The 17,279-nt window shown below is 64.4% G+C and carries 20 protein-coding genes; 17 read left to right on the forward strand and 3 right to left on the reverse strand.

What is annotated here, in order from left to right; genetic code table 11:
• Positions 1-17: 17 nt before the first annotated feature.
• The 3 genes from fliN to motA are packed head-to-tail and all read right to left on the reverse strand — an operon-like array spanning position 18 to position 2,277.
• A complete protein-coding gene (gene fliN / locus DPM33_RS05260) occupies positions 18-398 on the reverse strand; it encodes a flagellar motor switch protein FliN (protein ID WP_112096299.1) in 381 nt (126 codons plus the stop codon).
• 30 nt (positions 399-428) lie between these two features.
• The gene (locus tag DPM33_RS05265) at positions 429-1,367 is read right to left on the reverse strand and encodes a FliM/FliN family flagellar motor switch protein (protein WP_112096301.1); all 939 of its coding nucleotides are present in this window, start codon (positions 1,365-1,367) and stop codon (positions 429-431) included.
• A 34-nt stretch (positions 1,368-1,401) separates the two neighbouring features.
• Positions 1,402-2,277 (reverse strand): flagellar motor stator protein MotA, encoded by an 876-nt coding sequence (gene motA / locus DPM33_RS05270; RefSeq protein ID WP_112096303.1) that lies wholly within the window; start codon positions 2,275-2,277, stop codon positions 1,402-1,404.
• A 147-nt stretch (positions 2,278-2,424) separates the two neighbouring features.
• On the opposite strand from motA, the gene DPM33_RS05275 reads away from it, so the two are divergent.
• The 17 genes from DPM33_RS05275 (at position 2,425) to fliF (ending at position 17,276) form a co-directional block, all read left to right on the forward strand.
• A complete protein-coding gene (locus tag DPM33_RS05275) occupies positions 2,425-3,546 on the forward strand; it encodes a DUF1217 domain-containing protein (RefSeq protein ID WP_112096304.1) in 1,122 nt (373 codons plus the stop codon).
• Between the two features lie 7 nt (positions 3,547-3,553).
• Positions 3,554-4,276: a flagellar basal-body rod protein FlgF gene (gene flgF, locus DPM33_RS05280; RefSeq protein WP_112096306.1), complete on the forward strand. Its 723-nt coding sequence runs from the start codon at positions 3,554-3,556 to the stop codon at positions 4,274-4,276.
• Positions 4,277-4,280: 4 nt separating this feature from the next.
• Positions 4,281-5,687 (forward strand): flagellar protein export ATPase FliI, encoded by a 1,407-nt coding sequence (fliI, locus tag DPM33_RS05285; RefSeq protein ID WP_112096308.1) that lies wholly within the window; start codon positions 4,281-4,283, stop codon positions 5,685-5,687.
• Positions 5,668-6,465 carry a hypothetical protein gene (locus DPM33_RS05290; protein ID WP_112096310.1) on the forward strand — a complete coding sequence of 266 codons (798 nt, stop codon included), beginning with the start codon at positions 5,668-5,670 and terminating at the stop codon, positions 6,463-6,465. Before fliI ends, DPM33_RS05290 begins: the two co-directional genes overlap by 20 nt.
• An 86-nt stretch (positions 6,466-6,551) precedes the next feature.
• Complete coding sequence (flgB, locus tag DPM33_RS05295; RefSeq protein WP_112096312.1) at positions 6,552-6,932, forward strand: flagellar basal body rod protein FlgB; 381 nt, start codon at positions 6,552-6,554, stop codon at positions 6,930-6,932.
• A 2-nt stretch (positions 6,933-6,934) separates the two neighbouring features.
• Complete coding sequence (gene flgC / locus DPM33_RS05300) at positions 6,935-7,351, forward strand: flagellar basal body rod protein FlgC (RefSeq protein ID WP_112096314.1); 417 nt, start codon at positions 6,935-6,937, stop codon at positions 7,349-7,351.
• A complete protein-coding gene (gene fliE, locus DPM33_RS05305) occupies positions 7,351-7,680 on the forward strand; it encodes a flagellar hook-basal body complex protein FliE (RefSeq protein WP_112096316.1) in 330 nt (109 codons plus the stop codon). The genes flgC and fliE overlap by 1 nt, the downstream gene beginning before the upstream one ends.
• Before the next feature lie 10 nt (positions 7,681-7,690).
• Entirely contained in the window at positions 7,691-8,479 is a 789-nt protein-coding gene (gene flgG, locus DPM33_RS05310; protein WP_112096318.1) for a flagellar basal-body rod protein FlgG, read from the forward strand.
• A 6-nt stretch (positions 8,480-8,485) separates the two neighbouring features.
• On the forward strand, positions 8,486-9,007 hold the full coding sequence (flgA, locus tag DPM33_RS05315; RefSeq protein ID WP_112096321.1) for a flagellar basal body P-ring formation chaperone FlgA: 522 nt from the start codon (positions 8,486-8,488) through the stop codon (positions 9,005-9,007).
• Positions 9,008-9,156: 149 nt separating this feature from the next.
• A complete protein-coding gene (locus DPM33_RS05320; protein WP_245442033.1) occupies positions 9,157-10,245 on the forward strand; it encodes a flagellar basal body P-ring protein FlgI in 1,089 nt (362 codons plus the stop codon).
• Positions 10,246-10,247: 2 nt separating this feature from the next.
• Positions 10,248-10,859 (forward strand): MotE family protein, encoded by a 612-nt coding sequence (locus tag DPM33_RS05325; RefSeq protein ID WP_112096325.1) that lies wholly within the window; start codon positions 10,248-10,250, stop codon positions 10,857-10,859.
• Positions 10,856-11,560: a flagellar basal body L-ring protein FlgH gene (gene flgH / locus DPM33_RS05330; protein WP_112096326.1), complete on the forward strand. Its 705-nt coding sequence runs from the start codon at positions 10,856-10,858 to the stop codon at positions 11,558-11,560. The genes DPM33_RS05325 and flgH overlap by 4 nt, the downstream gene beginning before the upstream one ends.
• Before the next feature lie 18 nt (positions 11,561-11,578).
• Positions 11,579-12,073, forward strand: coding sequence for a flagellar basal body-associated FliL family protein (locus DPM33_RS05335; RefSeq protein ID WP_112096328.1), 495 nt, complete (start codon positions 11,579-11,581; stop codon positions 12,071-12,073).
• Positions 12,070-12,801 (forward strand): flagellar type III secretion system pore protein FliP, encoded by a 732-nt coding sequence (gene fliP / locus DPM33_RS05340; RefSeq protein ID WP_112096330.1) that lies wholly within the window; start codon positions 12,070-12,072, stop codon positions 12,799-12,801. The genes DPM33_RS05335 and fliP overlap by 4 nt, the downstream gene beginning before the upstream one ends.
• Before the next feature lie 219 nt (positions 12,802-13,020).
• Positions 13,021-14,016, forward strand: a complete 996-nt coding sequence (locus DPM33_RS05345; protein ID WP_112096332.1) for a flagellin N-terminal helical domain-containing protein — start codon at positions 13,021-13,023, stop codon at positions 14,014-14,016.
• A gap of 357 nt (positions 14,017-14,373) precedes the next feature.
• Positions 14,374-15,444 (forward strand): flagellin N-terminal helical domain-containing protein, encoded by a 1,071-nt coding sequence (locus DPM33_RS05350; protein ID WP_112096333.1) that lies wholly within the window; start codon positions 14,374-14,376, stop codon positions 15,442-15,444.
• A 173-nt stretch (positions 15,445-15,617) separates the two neighbouring features.
• Positions 15,618-17,276, forward strand: a complete 1,659-nt coding sequence (gene fliF / locus DPM33_RS05355; protein ID WP_112096335.1) for a flagellar basal-body MS-ring/collar protein FliF — start codon at positions 15,618-15,620, stop codon at positions 17,274-17,276.
• Positions 17,277-17,279 lie beyond the last annotated feature (3 nt).

Raw genomic sequence — 17,279 nt, forward strand, 5'->3', positions numbered from 1 at the left:
CCGCCCGTCGACCATTCTCAGGCGCCCTTCGTCGCCGCGATGATCTCGGTGAGCCTGATGCCGAAGCGCGTCGGATCGTTTTCCAGCACGGTGATCTCGCCGCGCGCGATCTTGCGACCGTTGACCACGACGTCGACCGGCTCGCCGATGCGACGGTTGAGCGCGACCGTGGAGCCTTTCTGCAATGCCATCAACTCCGACACCGGCATCTCCGTGCTGCCGAGGATGATCTGCACGTCGACCGGAATGGTCATGATGATGGAGGAATTGGCGCCCGACTGCAGGGCGGCATCCGGGCGCGCCTCCTCTTCCCGCAACACGCCGCGCAGTTCCTCGATGGCGCGGTCGAGCTGTTCGTTCGGCTGGTCGGGTTCGGCTTCCACCTTGGTTTGTGCCATCTGTCGTCTCCATAAATCCCGCGCCTGGCGTCAGCCCGGCATCAGTCCGTCGATGAAATCCTGCCCGGCATCATGCGGACGGCTGACGCGGACGGTGTAGTTCTGCCCCAGCTTGCCGAACTCGCAGACAAACAGGGTCTTGTCGCGGGTGCTGAGCCTGGCGTTGAGCTGTGCATTCTCCTCGAATTCGATCACCTGGCCGGGCGCGAATGCGGCAAGGTCGCCGAGCGTCAACCTGGCGAGCGGCATCGCCGCTTCGAGCCGGACGGTCGAACGCATGACTTCTTCCGAGAAGCGCGCCCGCCAGTCGAGCTCCGTGGCCTTGCCATCCTTGCCTGCGGCGGCCTCGCCGTCGCGCGAGGTGAGCAGCAGGCGCTGCGGGATCATCACCGTCAGCGTGCCGCTGTCGGACGGTGTCGACAGATTATAGACGATGCCTACGGCGGCGCCGTCGCGCAGCACGCGCCGCCTCGCCTCGTTGCCGGCAATAGCCTTCGGCACCGGCAGGCGCAGGTCGAGCGAGCGTTTGCCGGATCCGTTGAGCGCCGCCGCGACCTCCTGGAACACGGTGGTTGCGACATCGGCTTCGATCGGCGACAGGTCTCGCTCGATCGGCGCGACCGGCTGGTCGGGATCGCCGCCGAACAGCGCGCTCACCATGACGGCGACCGCCTGCGCATCCATCACCAGCGTCATTGCGTCGGCCGAAGAAGGCGACGGCACGACGGTCAGCGCGAAGGCCTCGCCGGCGCGCGAGCGCGCCTCGGGAACGCGGCCGACCTCCACCGTCTGCAGATCGACCGCCACCGGCGCGCCGAGTTCGCCGGCAAGCGCCTTCTGCAACAGAGGCAGCGCCCGCTCCGCCATGGCGCGCCCGACGGCGATCACCTGATCCGCCTCGCCGCTGTCGCCGACGAGACGTTCGATGATCAAGGCCCGCGTTTCTGACGGACTGCCCGGACTTGTCATGACGGCAAGCGGTCCTGTCTGGGATCGAGCATGCTCAGGCCGCCTTCTTCTCGGCGGCGCCGGCGTTCATCGTGCTCTGCTCCACCGCGTCGATCGTCGGACGCTCGTAGGAGGATATGGTCTTGCGGCCGAATTCGATCGCCACCTGCGGCAGGGCGCCGTTCATATACGCCAGCAGCGTCTGCTTGACGATGATGTAGAGGCGGTTCTTCTTTTCGCGCACCGTCTTGATCTTGGTGGCCACCGGACCGACCACCGCATAGGACAGGAAGATGCCGAGGAAGGTTCCGACGAGCGCCGCGCCGATCAGGCCGCCGAGGATTTCCGGCGACTGGTCGAGCGCGCCCATCGCCTTCACCACGCCGAGCACGGCCGCCACGATGCCGAGCGCCGGCAGGCCGTCGCCGACCGCCACCATAGCGTGATAGGCCTTCAGCTTGTCGGTGCGGATCGTCTGGATTTCTTCGTCCATCAGCGCCTCGATCTCGTGCGAGCGGGCGTTGCCGATGATGATGATGCGGCAATAGTCGCAGATGAAATTCGTCAGGTCGTGGTTCTTCAAGACTGTCGGGAAAGCCTGGAAGATGGCCGACTCTTCCGGATTGTCGATATGCGCCTCGACCTCGCTGCGCGACTTGGAGCGCAGTTCGCGCATCAGGCTGTGCAGCACGCCGAGCGTCTCCAGGTAGTCGCGCTCCTTCGGCACCGCCTGCTTGAAAGCTTCGAGAATGCCCTTGCCGGTGTCCTTGACCGTCTTCATCGGATTGGCGACGAGGAAGGTGCCGAGCGCGGCGCCGCAGATGACCACCGCTTCCCATGGCTGCAGCAGCACATGCAGATGGCCGCCCATGGCCATGAAGCCGCCAAGAACGCAGCCGAGCGTCACCACAAGTCCGATCAGAATGCCCACGACAGGTCCTTCCGCATGTCACGTCGTGGATCAGGGATAGTCCCCGTGCCTTGTGTGAGGCTTGAATCGAAGGCTATGGATGCGATTCAGCTTCGCGCAAGGAAGTGACGCTATCGTGCAGGGATAGCTTCGGCCGGAGGCGTATCCTTGCTCAATACCTACACCAGCTACCAGTTGATCGCGAAAGATATAAACAAATCGATCACCCAGGTCGAGCAACAGCCGACGGTCGATCGTGATACGCAATATTACCTGGCCAATATCGGCAAGGTTACATCGATCGACGATTTCGTAAACAATGACCGCCTGTTCAAATATGCCATGAAGGCTTACGGGCTGGAGGACATGGACTACGCCAAGGCCTTCATGGTCAAGGCGCTGAAGGAGGGCATCTCCGACGCCGACAGCTTCGCCAACAAGCTGACCGACAAGCGCTACGCCCAGTTCGTCGCTGCCTTCAACTTCGCGGCCGATGGCACCAATGCGACGGTCTACAACCCGACACAGCAGCAGGTTACAGCAAACTACGCCACACAGGCACAGATCGCCGGCCTCGACCCGAATTCGGACTATGTGAAAGGCGAGACGACCTACTATCTCGCCAACATCACCAAGGTGAAGTCGATCGACGACCTGATGTCGAACGACCGGCTCTATACTTACGCGCTGGCCGCCTTCGGCCTGGATTCGGCCACCGAGGACAAGGACCTGATCAAGTCCGTCCTGCAAGGCGGCGTGAAGGATCCCGACAGCGTCGCCAACCAGCAAACCAATAAGGCCTATGCCGGGCTCGCCGCTGCTTTCAACTTCGCGCAGTACGGCGATACGACCACCACTCGCGTTGCGGCACAGCAGCCGACCGTCGACATGTATCTGCGCCAGACGTTGGAAGAGAATGCCGGCCAGACCAACGAAGGCGTCCGGCTGGCGCTCTATTTCCAGCGCAAGGCGCCCGACATCACCAGTTGGTACGATGTGCTGGCCGACACCGCTCTAGCCAGCGTGGTTCGCAGCGCGCTCGGCCTGCCCGATTCCTTCGCCACGGCCGACATCGACAAGCAGGCGCAGCTGTTCGGGCAAAAGCTCGACATCAAGGACTTCAGCGATCCTGACAAGCTCAGCAAGTTCCTGACCCGCTTCACCAGCATGTACGAGATCGCTCATCCGACCTCGACGGCCGTGACATCGGTCAGCGTGCTTTTTGCGCAGCCGACCACCATCGGCATCTCCACCGACCTGATGATGGCCATGCAGCAGTTGAAGTTCTGAGAAGATCATGCAGGACAGCCTATACGTCGCCCTTTCCTCGCAGATCGCGCTCGAGCGCCGTCTCGACACCATCGCCGACAACGTCGCCAATGCCTCGACCATCGGCTTCCGCGCCACCGGTGTGAAGTTCGAGGATGTCGTCTCCGGCACCGGACCCAAATCGGTTTCCTTCGCTTCCTCCGGCAAGACCTATCTTTCCGGCGCGCACGGCGCGCTGACCGAAACCGGCAACCCGTTCGACTTCGCCGTCCAGGGCGACGCCTGGTTCGCCATCGACACGCCGGCCGGCACGGTGATGACGCGCGACGGCCGTTTCTCCATGAACGAGAACGGCGAACTGATGTCGATCGAAGGCTATCCGGTGCTCGACGGCGGCGGCGCGCCGATCCAGCTCGATCCGCGCAACGGTCCGCCCAAGGCAGGCGCGGACGGCTCGCTGCGGCAGAACGACCAGTTGGTCGGAGCAATCGGCCTCTACAATTTCGATCCCGGCGAGAACTTCGTCCGCTACGGCAATTCGGGCGTCGTTCCAGCGCGCACACCCGAACCCGTCACCGATCGCTCGGATGTCGGCATCGCACAGGGATTTCTGGAAGAATCGAACGTCAACCCGGTGCTGGAAATGACCCGGCTGATCCAGGTTCAGCGCGCCTTCGAGAACACGGCGGCGCTGATGCGGCAGACCGATTCCTCCACCGACGACGCGATCAAGACGCTCGGCTCGAAGTGACGGCATGACGACCGGCTCGTCCTTGTTGCGCGCTTCCGAGGGCCTGGCGGATACCGGACGAACGGACAGGCTTGCCGCGCTCGAACGCGTTTGGCGGCGGTTCGACGATCCGCAGGCGCTGCTTGCGCGCGGCGGCCGCGTCGCCGAGATATCGCCGACGCATTACAAGGTTCGCGGCCTGTCCGGAATTGCCAGGCTGGGCGACATCGTCGAGCAGCGCGGCAGGGCCGGCGCGCGACGCGGCGAAATCGTCAAGATCGGCAGCGACGAGGTGGTGGTCGCGCCCTTCGAACGCAGCGCCGATGCCGGCATCGGCGACGCCGTCTTTCGCCGCGGCCCGCTCGCGGTCACGCCGCATGTCTCCTGGCGCGGGCGCGCCATCGACGCCTTGACCCGCGCCATCGATGGCGGTCCGCCGCTGATCAGGCCGAATGCGGCCGATACCGCGCACGGCGCGACGCCCGGCGCCCTGTCGCGCCAGCGCGTCGGCACCGGCTTTCTCACCGGCGTCAGGGTGATAGACATCTTCACCCCGCTCTGCTTCGGCCAGCGGCTCGGCATCTTCGCCGGTTCCGGCGTCGGCAAGTCGACGCTGCTTGCCATGCTTGCCGGCGCCGAAGCTTTCGATACGGTGGTCGTGGCGCTGATCGGCGAGCGCGGCCGCGAGGTGCGCGAATTCCTCGAGGATACGATCGGCGCCGACAGCATGGCCAAGACCGTCGCCGTCGTCGCCACCAGCGACGAGAGCGCCATGATGCGCCGGCGCGCGCCCGACACCGCCATGTGCGTGGCCGAGCATTTCCGCGACCAGGGCCATCGCGTGCTGCTGGTGCTGGACTCCATAACCCGCTTTGCGCACGCGCTGCGCGAGGTGGCGACCGGAACCGGCGAGCCGCCGGTCGCGCGCGGCTATCCGGCCTCCGTCTTCACCGACCTGCCGAAGCTGCTCGAACGCGCCGGTCCCGGCGCTGAAGGCAAGGGTTCGATCACCGCCATCATTTCCGTGCTGGTCGACGGCGACGACCACAACGATCCGGTTGCCGATTCGGTGCGCGGCATCCTCGACGGCCATGTCGTGCTCGACCGCGCGCTTGCTGAGCAGGGCCGCTATCCGCCGGTCAATCCGCTGTCGTCGATCTCGCGCCTTGCCGACAAGGCCTGGAGCCCGGAGCAGCGCATGCTGGTGACGAAGCTGAAATCGATGATCGCGCGCTTCGAGGATACGCGCGACATCCGTCTTTTGGGTGCTTACCAAAGCGGCGCCGATGCCGAACTCGACAACGCGGTGCGCCAGGTGCCGCTGATCTACGAGGCGCTCACACAGTCGCCGAGGGACCGCGCGTCGGCCGATCCGTTCGCCGACCTCGCCCGCCATCTCAAGGGGAAGCTGAATGGCGATCAAGGAGACTGAGCTCCAATACACCGAGCGCATGTTGCGCGACATGCTCGCGGAAGCCGAGGCGGCGGAAAAGGCCGAGGCCGACAGAGCAAGGCTTGCCAGGGACAATGCCGCGCGCGCCAAGACGGACAAAGCGACGGCGCTTCTCAACAGAGCCGACAGGCCGCATCCGCCGAGGGCATCCGTCGCCAAGACAGTCGATGTTGCAGAGGCCAGCCGCGATTCGTTGCTCGACGGACTTTTTCCGCGCGCCGAGTGGCCGCAGCCGCCGAAAGCCCAGTTCCCGCGCCTGGTCGACAGAAGCGCCGACCGCCGCAGCGATTTCGTCATCGCCGCGCTCGGCATTACGCTCGGCCTGATCTGCGCGCTGTTTCCCTGGTACATCTTCTTCAATCAGGAGCAGTTCGGCGTTCAAGCGATCACGTTCGGCGGCAGCGGCACCAATGCCGGACGCGTTTCCGGCGGCCCGCAACTGGTGAATTCGAGTTCTGCCGACGCGCCGAAGACCGTTCCCGATCTCGACCTGTTCGCCACCGGCACCTTGCCGGACGAGCAGGAGGACCCGAACAAGGCGCCGGGACTCGACCAGCAGCCCTTCCCCGCCGCCTCGGAATTCAAGATGGTGCATGTCGCCAACGGCCGCGCCATGATCGAGGACGATACCGGCCTGTGGATCGTCCAGCGCGGCTCGGTCCTGCCGGATTCCAGCCGCGTTGCCTCGATCGAGCAGCGCGGCGGCAAGTGGGTGATCGTCACCAGCGGCGACAGGGTGATCACGCTCTCGAAGTAGCTAAGCCGGCAGCACAGCCCCACCCCGCGCAAGGTCCGCGCAAGACTGGCCGCCTAGTCTTGTGCGTACTTGCCCGGGAGATTCCCATGGAACCGGTAAACCTTTTTGACCTCGCCACACGGCAGTCGCAATGGCTGGCCGTGCGCCAGTCGGCGATTGCATCCAACATCGCCAATGCCAACACGCCCGGCTACACGGCCAATGACGTCGAGCCGTTCGAAAAGGTCCTCGACCGGACCGCGGTGACGCTCGCCGCCACGCAGGCGGGCCATCTTGGCGCCAAAACGGCCAATGCCGGCTTCAACGTCAAGCCGGAGGATGCCAACGGCGCGATCATGCCGTCGAAGAACACGGTGGTCCTCGAGCAGGAGTTGATGAAGGCCGGCGAGGTCCGCCGCTCCTTCGAGCTCAACACGGCGATCGTCAAGGCCTTCCATTCGATGATGACGATGGTGGTGAAGAGCTGACCATGGATGCCCTCACTGCAGCCCTCAAAGTCGCGGCATCCGGCCTTGGCGCCCAGTCGGAGCGCCTGCGCGTGGTCTCGGAAAACCTCGCCAACGCCCAGTCGACGGGCAGCACACCCGGCTCCGATCCCTATCGTCGCAAGACCATCACCTTCCAGTCCGAGGTCGACCGCGCAACCGGCGGGTCGCTGGTGGAAGTCAGCGCCATCAATCGCGATCCATCGGACTTCCCGGTCGAATTCCAACCCGGCAACGAAGCCGCCGACGCCAAAGGGTACGTCAAGATGCCCAACGTCAACACGTTGGTCGAAATGGCCGACATGAGTGAGGCGAACCGCTCCTATGAAGCCAACCTGCAGGTCATCAAGCAGGCTCGCGATCTGATTTCCATGACCATCGACCTGATGAGGAACCAGTAATGATCGGCGGTATCGGGGCAATACAATTCAAGACGGCGGTTGACGGCGCCGAGTCGGCCTCACCCAACCTGCTGCAGGGCGGCATCGGAACGCAGGCCAGCGAAAGCGGCGGCAGCACCTTCGCCGAAGTCCTCGGCCAGGCCGCGACGAAAACCGTCAACACGCTGCAGGGCGCCGAGCAGATGTCGATGCAGGCGCTCAAGGGCGATGCCGATACGCGCCAGGTTGTCGATGCCGTGCTGAGCGCCCAGCAGGCGCTGCAGACCACCATCGCCATCCGCGACAAGGTCGTCTCGGCCTACCTCGAAATCAGTCGCATGAGTATCTAGGACCCGCGTCATGAAAGCACTTTCCATCGCCGCCACCGGCATGAATGCCCAGCAGACCAACCTGGAAGTCATCGCCAACAACATCGCCAACATCAACACCACCGGCTACAAGCGGGCGCGGGCCGAATTCTCCGACCTGCTCTACCAGGTCGACCGCACGCAGGGCGTGCCCAACCGCTCCAACACCTCGCTGGTGCCGGAAGGCGTCTCGATCGGTCTCGGCGTCAAGACGACGGCGGTGCGCAACGTCCACACGCAGGGCGAGCTGGCCAGCACCGGCAACAGCTTCGACCTGGCCCTGACCGGCAGGGGCTGGTTCCAGATCGAGGGCGCCGATGGCGGCACGCTCTACAGCCGCGCCGGTGCCTTCAACACCAATGCCTCCGGACAACTCGTGACGGTGGACGGCGCCAACGTCATCCCGGCCATCACCGTGCCGACCGACGCCATCGAGGTCATCGTCAACAAGACCGGCCAGGTCTTTGCCCGCCTGGACGGTCAGACCAACCTCCAGCTTCTCGGCCAGCTCCAGATCGCCAACTTCGCCAACGAGGCGGGCCTGGCGCCGCTCGGCGACAACCTCTTCCAGGAAACGGCCGCCTCGGGTCCGGCCAATGTCGGCGTCCCCGGGGACCCTGGTTTCGCCACGATCCAACAGGGTTACCTCGAATCCTCCAACGTCGATCCGGTCAAGGAAATCACCGAGCTGATCTCGGCGCAGCGCGCCTATGAAATGAACTCCAAGGTCATCCAGGCCGCCGACGACATGGCCTCGGTGGTCTCCAAGAACATCAGGTAACGGACGATGGCCGAGCCGATCTCCTCCGCACTCCGTCGCGCCGCGCTGGCCACCTTTCTGGTGGCCGCCGGCATGCCGGCTTTCGCGCAGGACACGACCGGCCAGTCGGCCACCCAGATCGCCGCCGGCCAGGCCGTCGGCGAGGCCGTGCTGATCCCCAACCGGGTCATCTATCCCGGCGAGACGATCGAGTCCGCCTCCCTCAAGCAGGTGACGCTCATCCCCGGCAAGCATAAGCCGGACGGCATGGCGACGCGTACCGAGGAGCTTCAGGGCAAGGTCGCCAAGCGCACGCTTCTGCCTGGACGCTACATACCGGTTACCGCTATCCGCGACGCCTGGCTGGTCGAGCAGGGCGCTTCCGTGCAAGTTTATTTCACCGCCGGCGCGCTGACCATTTCGGCGGCCGGCGTCACGCTGGAGCCTGGAGCCGCCGGCGACCAGATCAAGATTCGCAACACTGACAGCGGTAAGATCATCTCCGGCACGGTGATGGCCGACGGCACCATCAAGGTCGGCGCTTCGTGATGCGCGCTTTTGTCCTTCTGCTGAGTACGGCCATCGGCCTTCAGCCGGCATTGGCGGACGGGCTGACGCCCAAGGCCAAGCGCGAGCTGGCGCAGCGGAATGGCGGCGTCTATGACGATCCGCAATACGATCCCGCGACCACCCAGCGCATGTTTCGGGTCTCGACCGGGCCAAGCACGCTGCCGCCCGGCCAGGTCGCCGCGCGCATCAAGGACATCGCGCAGCTGCAGAGCGCCCGCGACAACCAGCTCGTCGGCTATGGCTTGGTCATCGGCCTTGCCGGAACAGGCGACAGCCTGCGCAACTCGCCCTTCACCGAACAGTCGATCCGCGCCATGCTGGAGAATCTCGGCATCGCCACCGAAGGCGGCAGCGCGCGCGCCAAGAACGTCGCCGCCGTCATCGTCACCGCCAACATGCCGCCCTTCGTCCAGTCGGGCAGCCGCATCGACATCGACGTCTCCTCGATGGGCGACGCCACCTCGCTCGCCGGCGGCACGCTGGTGATGACGCCGCTGAAGGCGGCCGATGGCGAGATCTATGCCGTCGGGCAAGGCTCGGTCATCGTCGGCGGCTTCACCGCCCAGGGTCAGGCCGAACAGTTGACTCAAGGCGTGCCGACCGCCGGCCGCGTGCCGAACGGCGCCATCGTCGAACGCTCGGTGCCGGCCGAATTCGACGACCAGGGCGTGTTGACCCTGCAATTGCGCAATCCCGATTTCTCGACCGCCATCCGCATTGCCGACGCCATCAACGACTACACATCGCAGCGCTTCGGCATGCGGGTCGCCGCCGAGCGCGATGCCCGCACCGTGCAGATCAGGCGGCCGAAGAACGTCTCGGCCGCGCGCTTCTATGCCGAGATCGAAAACCTCGTCGTCGAGTCGGATGCCCCTGCCCGCGTCGTCATCGACGAGCGCACCGGAACCATCGTCATCGGCAGCAATGTCAGGATCTCGCGCGTGGCGATCAGCCACGGCACGCTGACCGTGCGCATCACCGAAGCGCCGAAAGTAGTCCAACCTGAACCTTTCTCCAGGGGCCAGACCGCGGTCGAGCCATTCACCGCCATCGAGGCGAGCCGGCCCGACGCGCGCGTTGCCGTGCTCGACGGCCCCGATCTCGAAACGCTGGTCTCCGGCCTCAACCGCCTCGGCGTGAAGCCCGACGGCATCATCGCCATCCTGCAAGGCATCAAATCGGCCGGCGCCCTGCAGGCCGACCTGGTTCTCCAATAGGCATGCCGATGATCGCGCTCCTCTCCTCGAAGATGAACCGCCCTCTGACGATGATCGCCGCCGCGGCAGCGGCAGCGCTTCTTGGCAGCGCTTCGGTCGGCGCGGAGGAAGTTCGGCAGGTTCTGCCCGGCGGTCAGGCACCGGCTCAACCGGCTGACGTCACGCGCGAGAAGGAGCCGGTTCAACCGGCCGCGCTCGCGGCCGGGAAGGCGCCGGACGAAAGCGAGGTCCAGCGCTTCTGCTCTAACATCGCCGACGCCGCGCGCGATCGCCGCTATGCGCTTCAGGCCGAGGAATTGAAGCAGCTGCAGGCCGGCATCGACGAGCGCATGAAGGCGCTGGAGGCAAAAAAGGCCGAGTATGAGGAATGGCTGAAGCGCCGCGAAGTGTTCCTGGCGCGCGCCGAGGACGGCGTCGTCAAGATCTATGCCGGCATGAAACCGGACGCCGCCGCCGAACGGCTGGCGATGGTCAATGCCGAGCTCGCCGCGGCCATCCTGATGAAGCTCGATTCGCGCAAGGCCGGCGTGATCTTGAACGAAATGGACCAGAAGGCGGCGGCGACGCTCACCGGCATCATGGCCAGCGCGGCGCGAAGGGTTGATCCGTCATGAAGTTGAAGTTCTTCGTCCTCGTCGCTGTCGCGGCGCTATCCGGCTGCGGCACCAATTTCAAGGAGATCGGCAGGGAACCCGCCCTCTCGCCGGTCGGCTCCGGCATCGGCGAGGGCGCCTCCGGTCCCTACAGCTATCCCGAGCCACCGGCGTCGCGGCCGAAGAAATTCTCGTTGTGGGACGATCGCCAGAGCCGGCTCTTCACCGATCCCCGCGCCTTGCGCGCCGGCGACATCCTGACGGTCAACATCAAGCTCAACGACAAGGCCAATTTCAAGAACCAGAACGATCGCAGCCGCACCGCCGCGCGCAAGCTCGGCTATGACGTCAATCTTGGCTGGGAAAAGGCGAGCACTAGCGGCAAGGGCGACGCCGGCCTGAGTTCCAGCACTGAGACCAACGCCGATGGTGAGATCAAGCGCTCGGAAGACATCGAGCTCAACGTCGCCGCTGTCGTCACCGAGGTGCTGCCCAACGGCAATCTGATGATCAGGGGCTCGCAGGAGGTCCGAGTCAACTATGAGCTTCGGGTCCTCACCATCGCCGGCATGGTGCGCCCGTCCGACATCGGCGCGGAAAACACCATCCCCTACGAGCGTATCGCCGAGGCGCGCATCTCCTATGGCGGCCGCGGCCGTGTGAGCGAGGTCCAGCAGCCGGCCTATGGCCAGCAGGTGGTCGACCAGGTTCTTCCTTTCTAGGGCCGGGAGATCGCTGCCGTGGCCAATGTCGAGCAGGTCCAGCCCAAGAAGGGACCCTCCCTGGTGATCCAGCTCGCCATGCTGCTGGTCATGACGGGCGCGGCTGTCGGCATGGGCTGGGTCTCCGGCGGCTATCTCAAGCAGGGCGAAACGCCGGCACCGGTGCCCGCGGCGCCGGAAAACGCCGGCACGGCCGAGAAGCCCGCCGAAGGCGCCAAGCCGGCCACCGGGCCGACGCTGGTTCAGATCGCGCCGATCACCACCAATCTCGCCTCGCCGTCGGATGTCTGGATCCGGCTGGAGGCATCGCTGCTCTACGATGCCCCGCAGCCACTCGAGATGACCGAGCAGATTCACCAGGACCTGCTGGCTTTCCTGCGCACCATCAAGCTGCATCAGATCGAAGGCGCCAGCGGCTACCAGCATCTCAAGGCCGATCTCGAAGAGCGCGCTGCGCTGCGCAGCGGCGGCCATGTCAAACAGGTTCTCGTCAGGACGATGCTGCTCGAATGAGAAAGTTCCTCATAGCCACGGCGCTCATCGTCGTCACCACTTCCGTCGCCGCGGCCCAGCAGCTCGATCTCGGCGGCATCGGCAAGGCCGACGGCACCACCGTCGGCTATCTGATCCAGATGTTTGGCTTGCTCACCGTGCTTTCGGTGGCGCCGGGCCTGCTCATCATGGTGACGAGCTTCACCCGCTTCGTCATCGCCTTCTCGATCCTGCGCGCCGGCATCGGCCTGCAGTCGACGCCGGCAAATCTGATCCTGATCTCGCTGTCGCTGTTCATGACCTTCTATGTCATGGCGCCGACCTTCGATCAGGCCTGGAACACCGGCGTGAAGCCGCTGATGGACAACCAGATCACCCAGGCCGAGGCGTTCGAGAAGATTTCTGGCCCGTTCCGCGATTTCATGCTGCACAATGTGCGTGACAAGGATTTCGACCTCTTCGCCGACCTCGCCCGCGAGCGCGGCCAGGTCGTTGCAAAGGAGACCGTCGACCTGCGCATTCTGGTGCCGGCCTTCATGATCTCGGAAATCCGGCGCGGCTTCGAGATCGGCTTCCTCATCGTCCTGCCGTTCCTCGTCATCGACCTCATCGTCGCCACCGTTACCATGGCGATGGGCATGATGATGCTGCCGCCCACGGTGGTATCGCTGCCGTTCAAGATCCTGTTCTTCGTGCTGATCGACGGCTGGAACCTGCTGGTCGGCAGCCTGGTGCGGTCCTTTACTTGACGTAACGGCACCGGCGTTGATCAAACGCCCGATCGCACAGATCTACGCAATATATTTTCGATTAACCCTGCGATTTAGCTCTTTGGTAGGGACTGATCCGCATATTGCCCGCAGATGGCGGGTGATCGGGTTTCTGAGATCATTGGCATGATGCCGCACCGTCATACCGGACATGCCGGTATGTCAAAAAAATCCGTGTAAAAATAGGGTACGAGTACCATGGCCAGTATCATGACCAACGCCTCGGCGTTGACCGCTCTGCAGAGCTTGAACGCCACCCAGAAGAACCTCGACACCACCCAGGCCCGCATCTCGACGGGTTATCGCGTTTCCCAGGCTTCCGACAACGCCGCTTACTGGTCGATCGCCACCACCATGCGCTCCGACAACCAGGCAATGTCCACCGTTTCGGACGCCCTCGGCCTCGGCGCCTCGAAGGTCGACACCGCCTACACCGGCATGGACAGCGCGATCAAAACCATCAACCAGATCCAGCAGAAGCTGACCGCGTCCTACGGCCAGACGGATGCTTCGAAGGAAAAGACCCAGGTCGAAATCAAGGCTCTTCAGGACCAGTTGAAGGCCTATGCCGACGGCGCCACCTTCTCCGGCACCAACATGCTGTCGGTCAACAGCGGCGCCACCGCCACGAGCGCGGCCGACGTCAAGATCGTTTCGGCCTTCAACCGCGACGCCTCGGGCGCGGTTTCGATCTCGACGATCGATGTCAACGTCGACAGCATCAAGCTGTATGAAGCCGGCACCGCGGCAGGCGTGTCGAAGGGTATCCTGGACGCCAACCGTCTCGGCCTCGACGGCAGCGTCACGGCCACCGCCTCGGCCCCGACCCTGGGTGCTGCCGCTGCGGCCACCGACACCTACACGGTCTCCAGCCTGGCGATCTTCTCCGGCACCACCGCTGCCAGCGACACCCAGATCCAGCAGATGATGAACGTCGTCGATGCCGCGCTGAAGGGCATGACGACTGCAGCCACCAAGCTCGGCGCCGCCAAGAGCTCCATCGACCTGCAGAAGACCTTCACCTCGAGCCTGATGGACTCCATCGATCGCGGCGTCGGCCAGCTCGTCGATGCCGACATGAATAAGGAATCGACCCGCCTCCAGGCGCTGCAGGTTCAGCAGCAGCTCGGCGTCCAGGCGCTGTCGATCGCCAACGGCTCGTCGCAGTCGATCCTGTCGCTCTTCCGCGGCTGATCACGCTCGAGCGGTAACATCGAACAATCGGGCCGCGCCAAAAGCGCGGCCCGATTTGCGTTGAGCGGTTCGCTTTTTCCCGCAAATGGCAAAGGCCCCACACATTTGCCCTGAAGCAACTCCGGACGGAAAATCCGTTTCAAGGTTTCTTGGAACTGCTCTCCATCAAGGCTCGCGCAACTCTCGTTCCTTAACATCTCGAAAGCCTACTTTTAACAGGCCATTAACCATATCGGGCTAGGTATGGTTAACCAATGACTTAGGTTGTCGAATCGGCCCGACCGGCACGATCGCGACCGATGGCAGGTCGAGACCCCGGCCTGTGTGGCATGCCGGCTTTGAGAAGGAGCGAGTTTCTTGGCGAGCATCATGACGAACGCCGCGGCGTTGACTGCACTTCAAAGCCTCAACGCCACCAACAAATCGCTCGAGCAGACGCAGGCCCGGATCTCGACCGGCTATCGTGTCTCCCAGGCCTCCGACAACGCCGCCTACTGGTCGATCGCCACGACGATGCGCTCCGACAACCAGGCGCTCTCGACCGTGCAGGACGCGCTCGGTCTCGGCGCCTCGAAGGTCGACACCGCCTATACCGGCATGAACAACGTCCTTTCGACGGTCGGCCAGATCAAGACCAAGCTGCTGTCGGCCGTCGGCCAGTCGGATGCCAACAAGGCGAAGACGCAGACCGAAATCACCGCGCTGCAGGCGCAGATGAAATCTTTTGCCGATGCCGCCACCTTCTCCGGCTCGAACTTCCTTTCGGTCACGTCCACGCAGGTCGCGGCTCCTAACGACGGCGTCCAGCCCGACGCCAAGATCGTCTCCTCGTTCAACCGCTCGTCGTCCGGTGCCATCTCGCTCGGAACCATCGACATCAATGTCGAGAGCACCAAGCTGTTCGATTCCGGTCTTGCCACCGCCGTCAAGAACCAGGGCATTCTCGACCGTCAGACCTCGATCTATTCCACGGCCGCGGACCAGTCCGCCTACGATGCGGCCTATGCGACCGCAATCGCGGGCGGCTCCACCGACATCGCCGCCAACACCGCCGGCCAGGCCGCGGTGTCGGGCACGCCGGTCAAGATCGACAACGTCTCCGCCTTCAATCTCGACATCACGGCAGCGGGCGTGACCGACGACATCATCACGCAGATGGTCACCAAGATCGACCACGTCATGAGTCAGCTCACAGACTCCGCCACCATCCTCGGTTCGGCCAAGAGCAGCATCGACCTGCAGAAGACCTTCACGCAGAGCCTGATGGACTCCATCGACCGCGGCGTCGGCCAGCTCGTCGATGCCGACATGAACAAGGAATCGACCCGCCTCCAGGCCCTGCAGGTGCAGCAGCAGCTCGGCATCCAGTCGCTGTCGATTGCCAACAGCTCCTCGCAGTCGATCCTGCAGCTGTTCAAGAACGGCTAAGCCGCCCGATAACCTCGATCAACGAAAGAGGCCGCGCCTGAAGCACGGCCTTTTTCGTTATCCGGGAAGAAATCGCAGGATAGGCATTCTGCCGTTCTTCAGCGGCTATCATCCTCGCACAAGCTTCGCGGTCTAGTCTTCCGGCGGACAGTCATGCTGGGAGCGGTTGAATCGTGCCGGAACAGATCCAGAGCGTCATCGCGAATTTGAAAAGCTTCGGCGTGAGGCGTCTGGCGCTCATGGGCGGCATCGCGGCCCTGGTAATGGCCGTTATCGGCATTGGCTCCGTCTATCTCAACCGTCCGGCCTATGAAACGCTGTATGTTGGGCTCGATCGCTCCGACGTGAACCAGATCGGCCTGGTGCTGGCCGATGCCGGCATCGGCTTCGATGTCGGCTCGGACGGCACCTCCGTGCTGGTGCCGGCCGGCACCACCGCGCAGGCGCGCATGCTGCTTGCCGAGAAGGGCCTGCCGACCAGCGCCAATGCCGGCTACGAGCTGTTCGACAATGTCGGCTCGCTCGGCCTGACCTCCTTCATGCAGCAGATCACCCGCGTGCGCGCGCTCGAAGGCGAGATCGCGCGCACCATCCAGTCGATTTCCGGCGTCAAGGCTGCGCGCGTCCACATCGTCATGTCCGAGCGCGCCAATTTCCGCCGCGACGAGCAGCAACCTTCCGCCTCGGTGGTCATTCGCTATGCCGGCAACGACGCCGAGAAGAGCGCTATGTCGATCCGCCACCTCGTCGCCGCGGCCGTTCCCGGCCTCTCGGCCGACAAGGTCACCGTGCTCGATTCCAACGGCAACCTTTTGGCCGCCGGCGACGACCCGTCCAACACGAGCGCGGCCCGCACGCTCGGCGTCGAGCAGACGGTGGAGGCGCAGATCGGCGACAACATCCGCCGCGCCCTTACGCCCTATCTCGGTCCCGATAATTTCCGTGCCAGCGTCAAGGCCGACGTCAACACCGACAGCCGCCAGACCGAGGAGACGATCTTCGATCCGAACTCGCGCGTCGAGCGTTCGGTGCAGTCGGTGAAGACCAACGAGGCCAGCAACCAGAAGCAGGCCTCGACCCCGACGAGCGTCGAGCAGAACCTGCCCGAGACGCAGACCACCAGCACGGAGGGACCTCAATCCTCCTCGCAGAACGACCGCAAGGAAGAGATCACCAACTACGAGATCAACTCCAAGAAGATCGCCACCGTCTCCAACGGCTACACGGTCAACAAGATGTCGATCGCGGTCGTCGTCAACCAGGATCGGCTGAAGACCATCCTTGGTAAGGATGCTACCCCGGACCAGATCGCCAAGCGCGTCGCCGACATCCAGAAGATGGTGGCCTCGGCGACCGGCTTCGACGACAAGCGCGGCGATATCATCGACGTGTCGGCCGTCGAGTTCATCAACGGCCTCGACGGCGAGCCGGTCGATCAGCCTGGCATCCTCGCCTCGATCGGCACCTATACCGGCACCCTGATCAATGCCGGCGCCTTCATTGTCGTCGTGTTCCTGGTGGCCTTCTTCGGCCTCAAGCCGATGGCAGCCGCGCTGACGGCATCGGCGAAGCCCGCGGCCATCGCCGGCCCAAGCTTCGACGATGTGCAGCGCTCGCTGCCGACGCCCGATGCGCCGGTCGCCGCGATCACCGCCGAGACCCCGGCCGGCGCGCTTCCCGGCGCGCGCGCCGGCGCGACGCCGCTCGACGATCTGCGCCAGAAAATCCGCCCGGCGCCGCAGGAGCGGCTCGCCCGCATGGTCGATCTCAACGAAGAGCGCACCGCGCAGATCCTGCGCAAATGGGCCGCCGCCCCGGAAGCCGTGGGTTAGGCC

This window comes from Mesorhizobium hawassense (assembly GCF_003289945.1).
Taxonomy (GTDB): Bacteria; Pseudomonadota; Alphaproteobacteria; order Rhizobiales; family Rhizobiaceae; genus Mesorhizobium; species Mesorhizobium hawassense.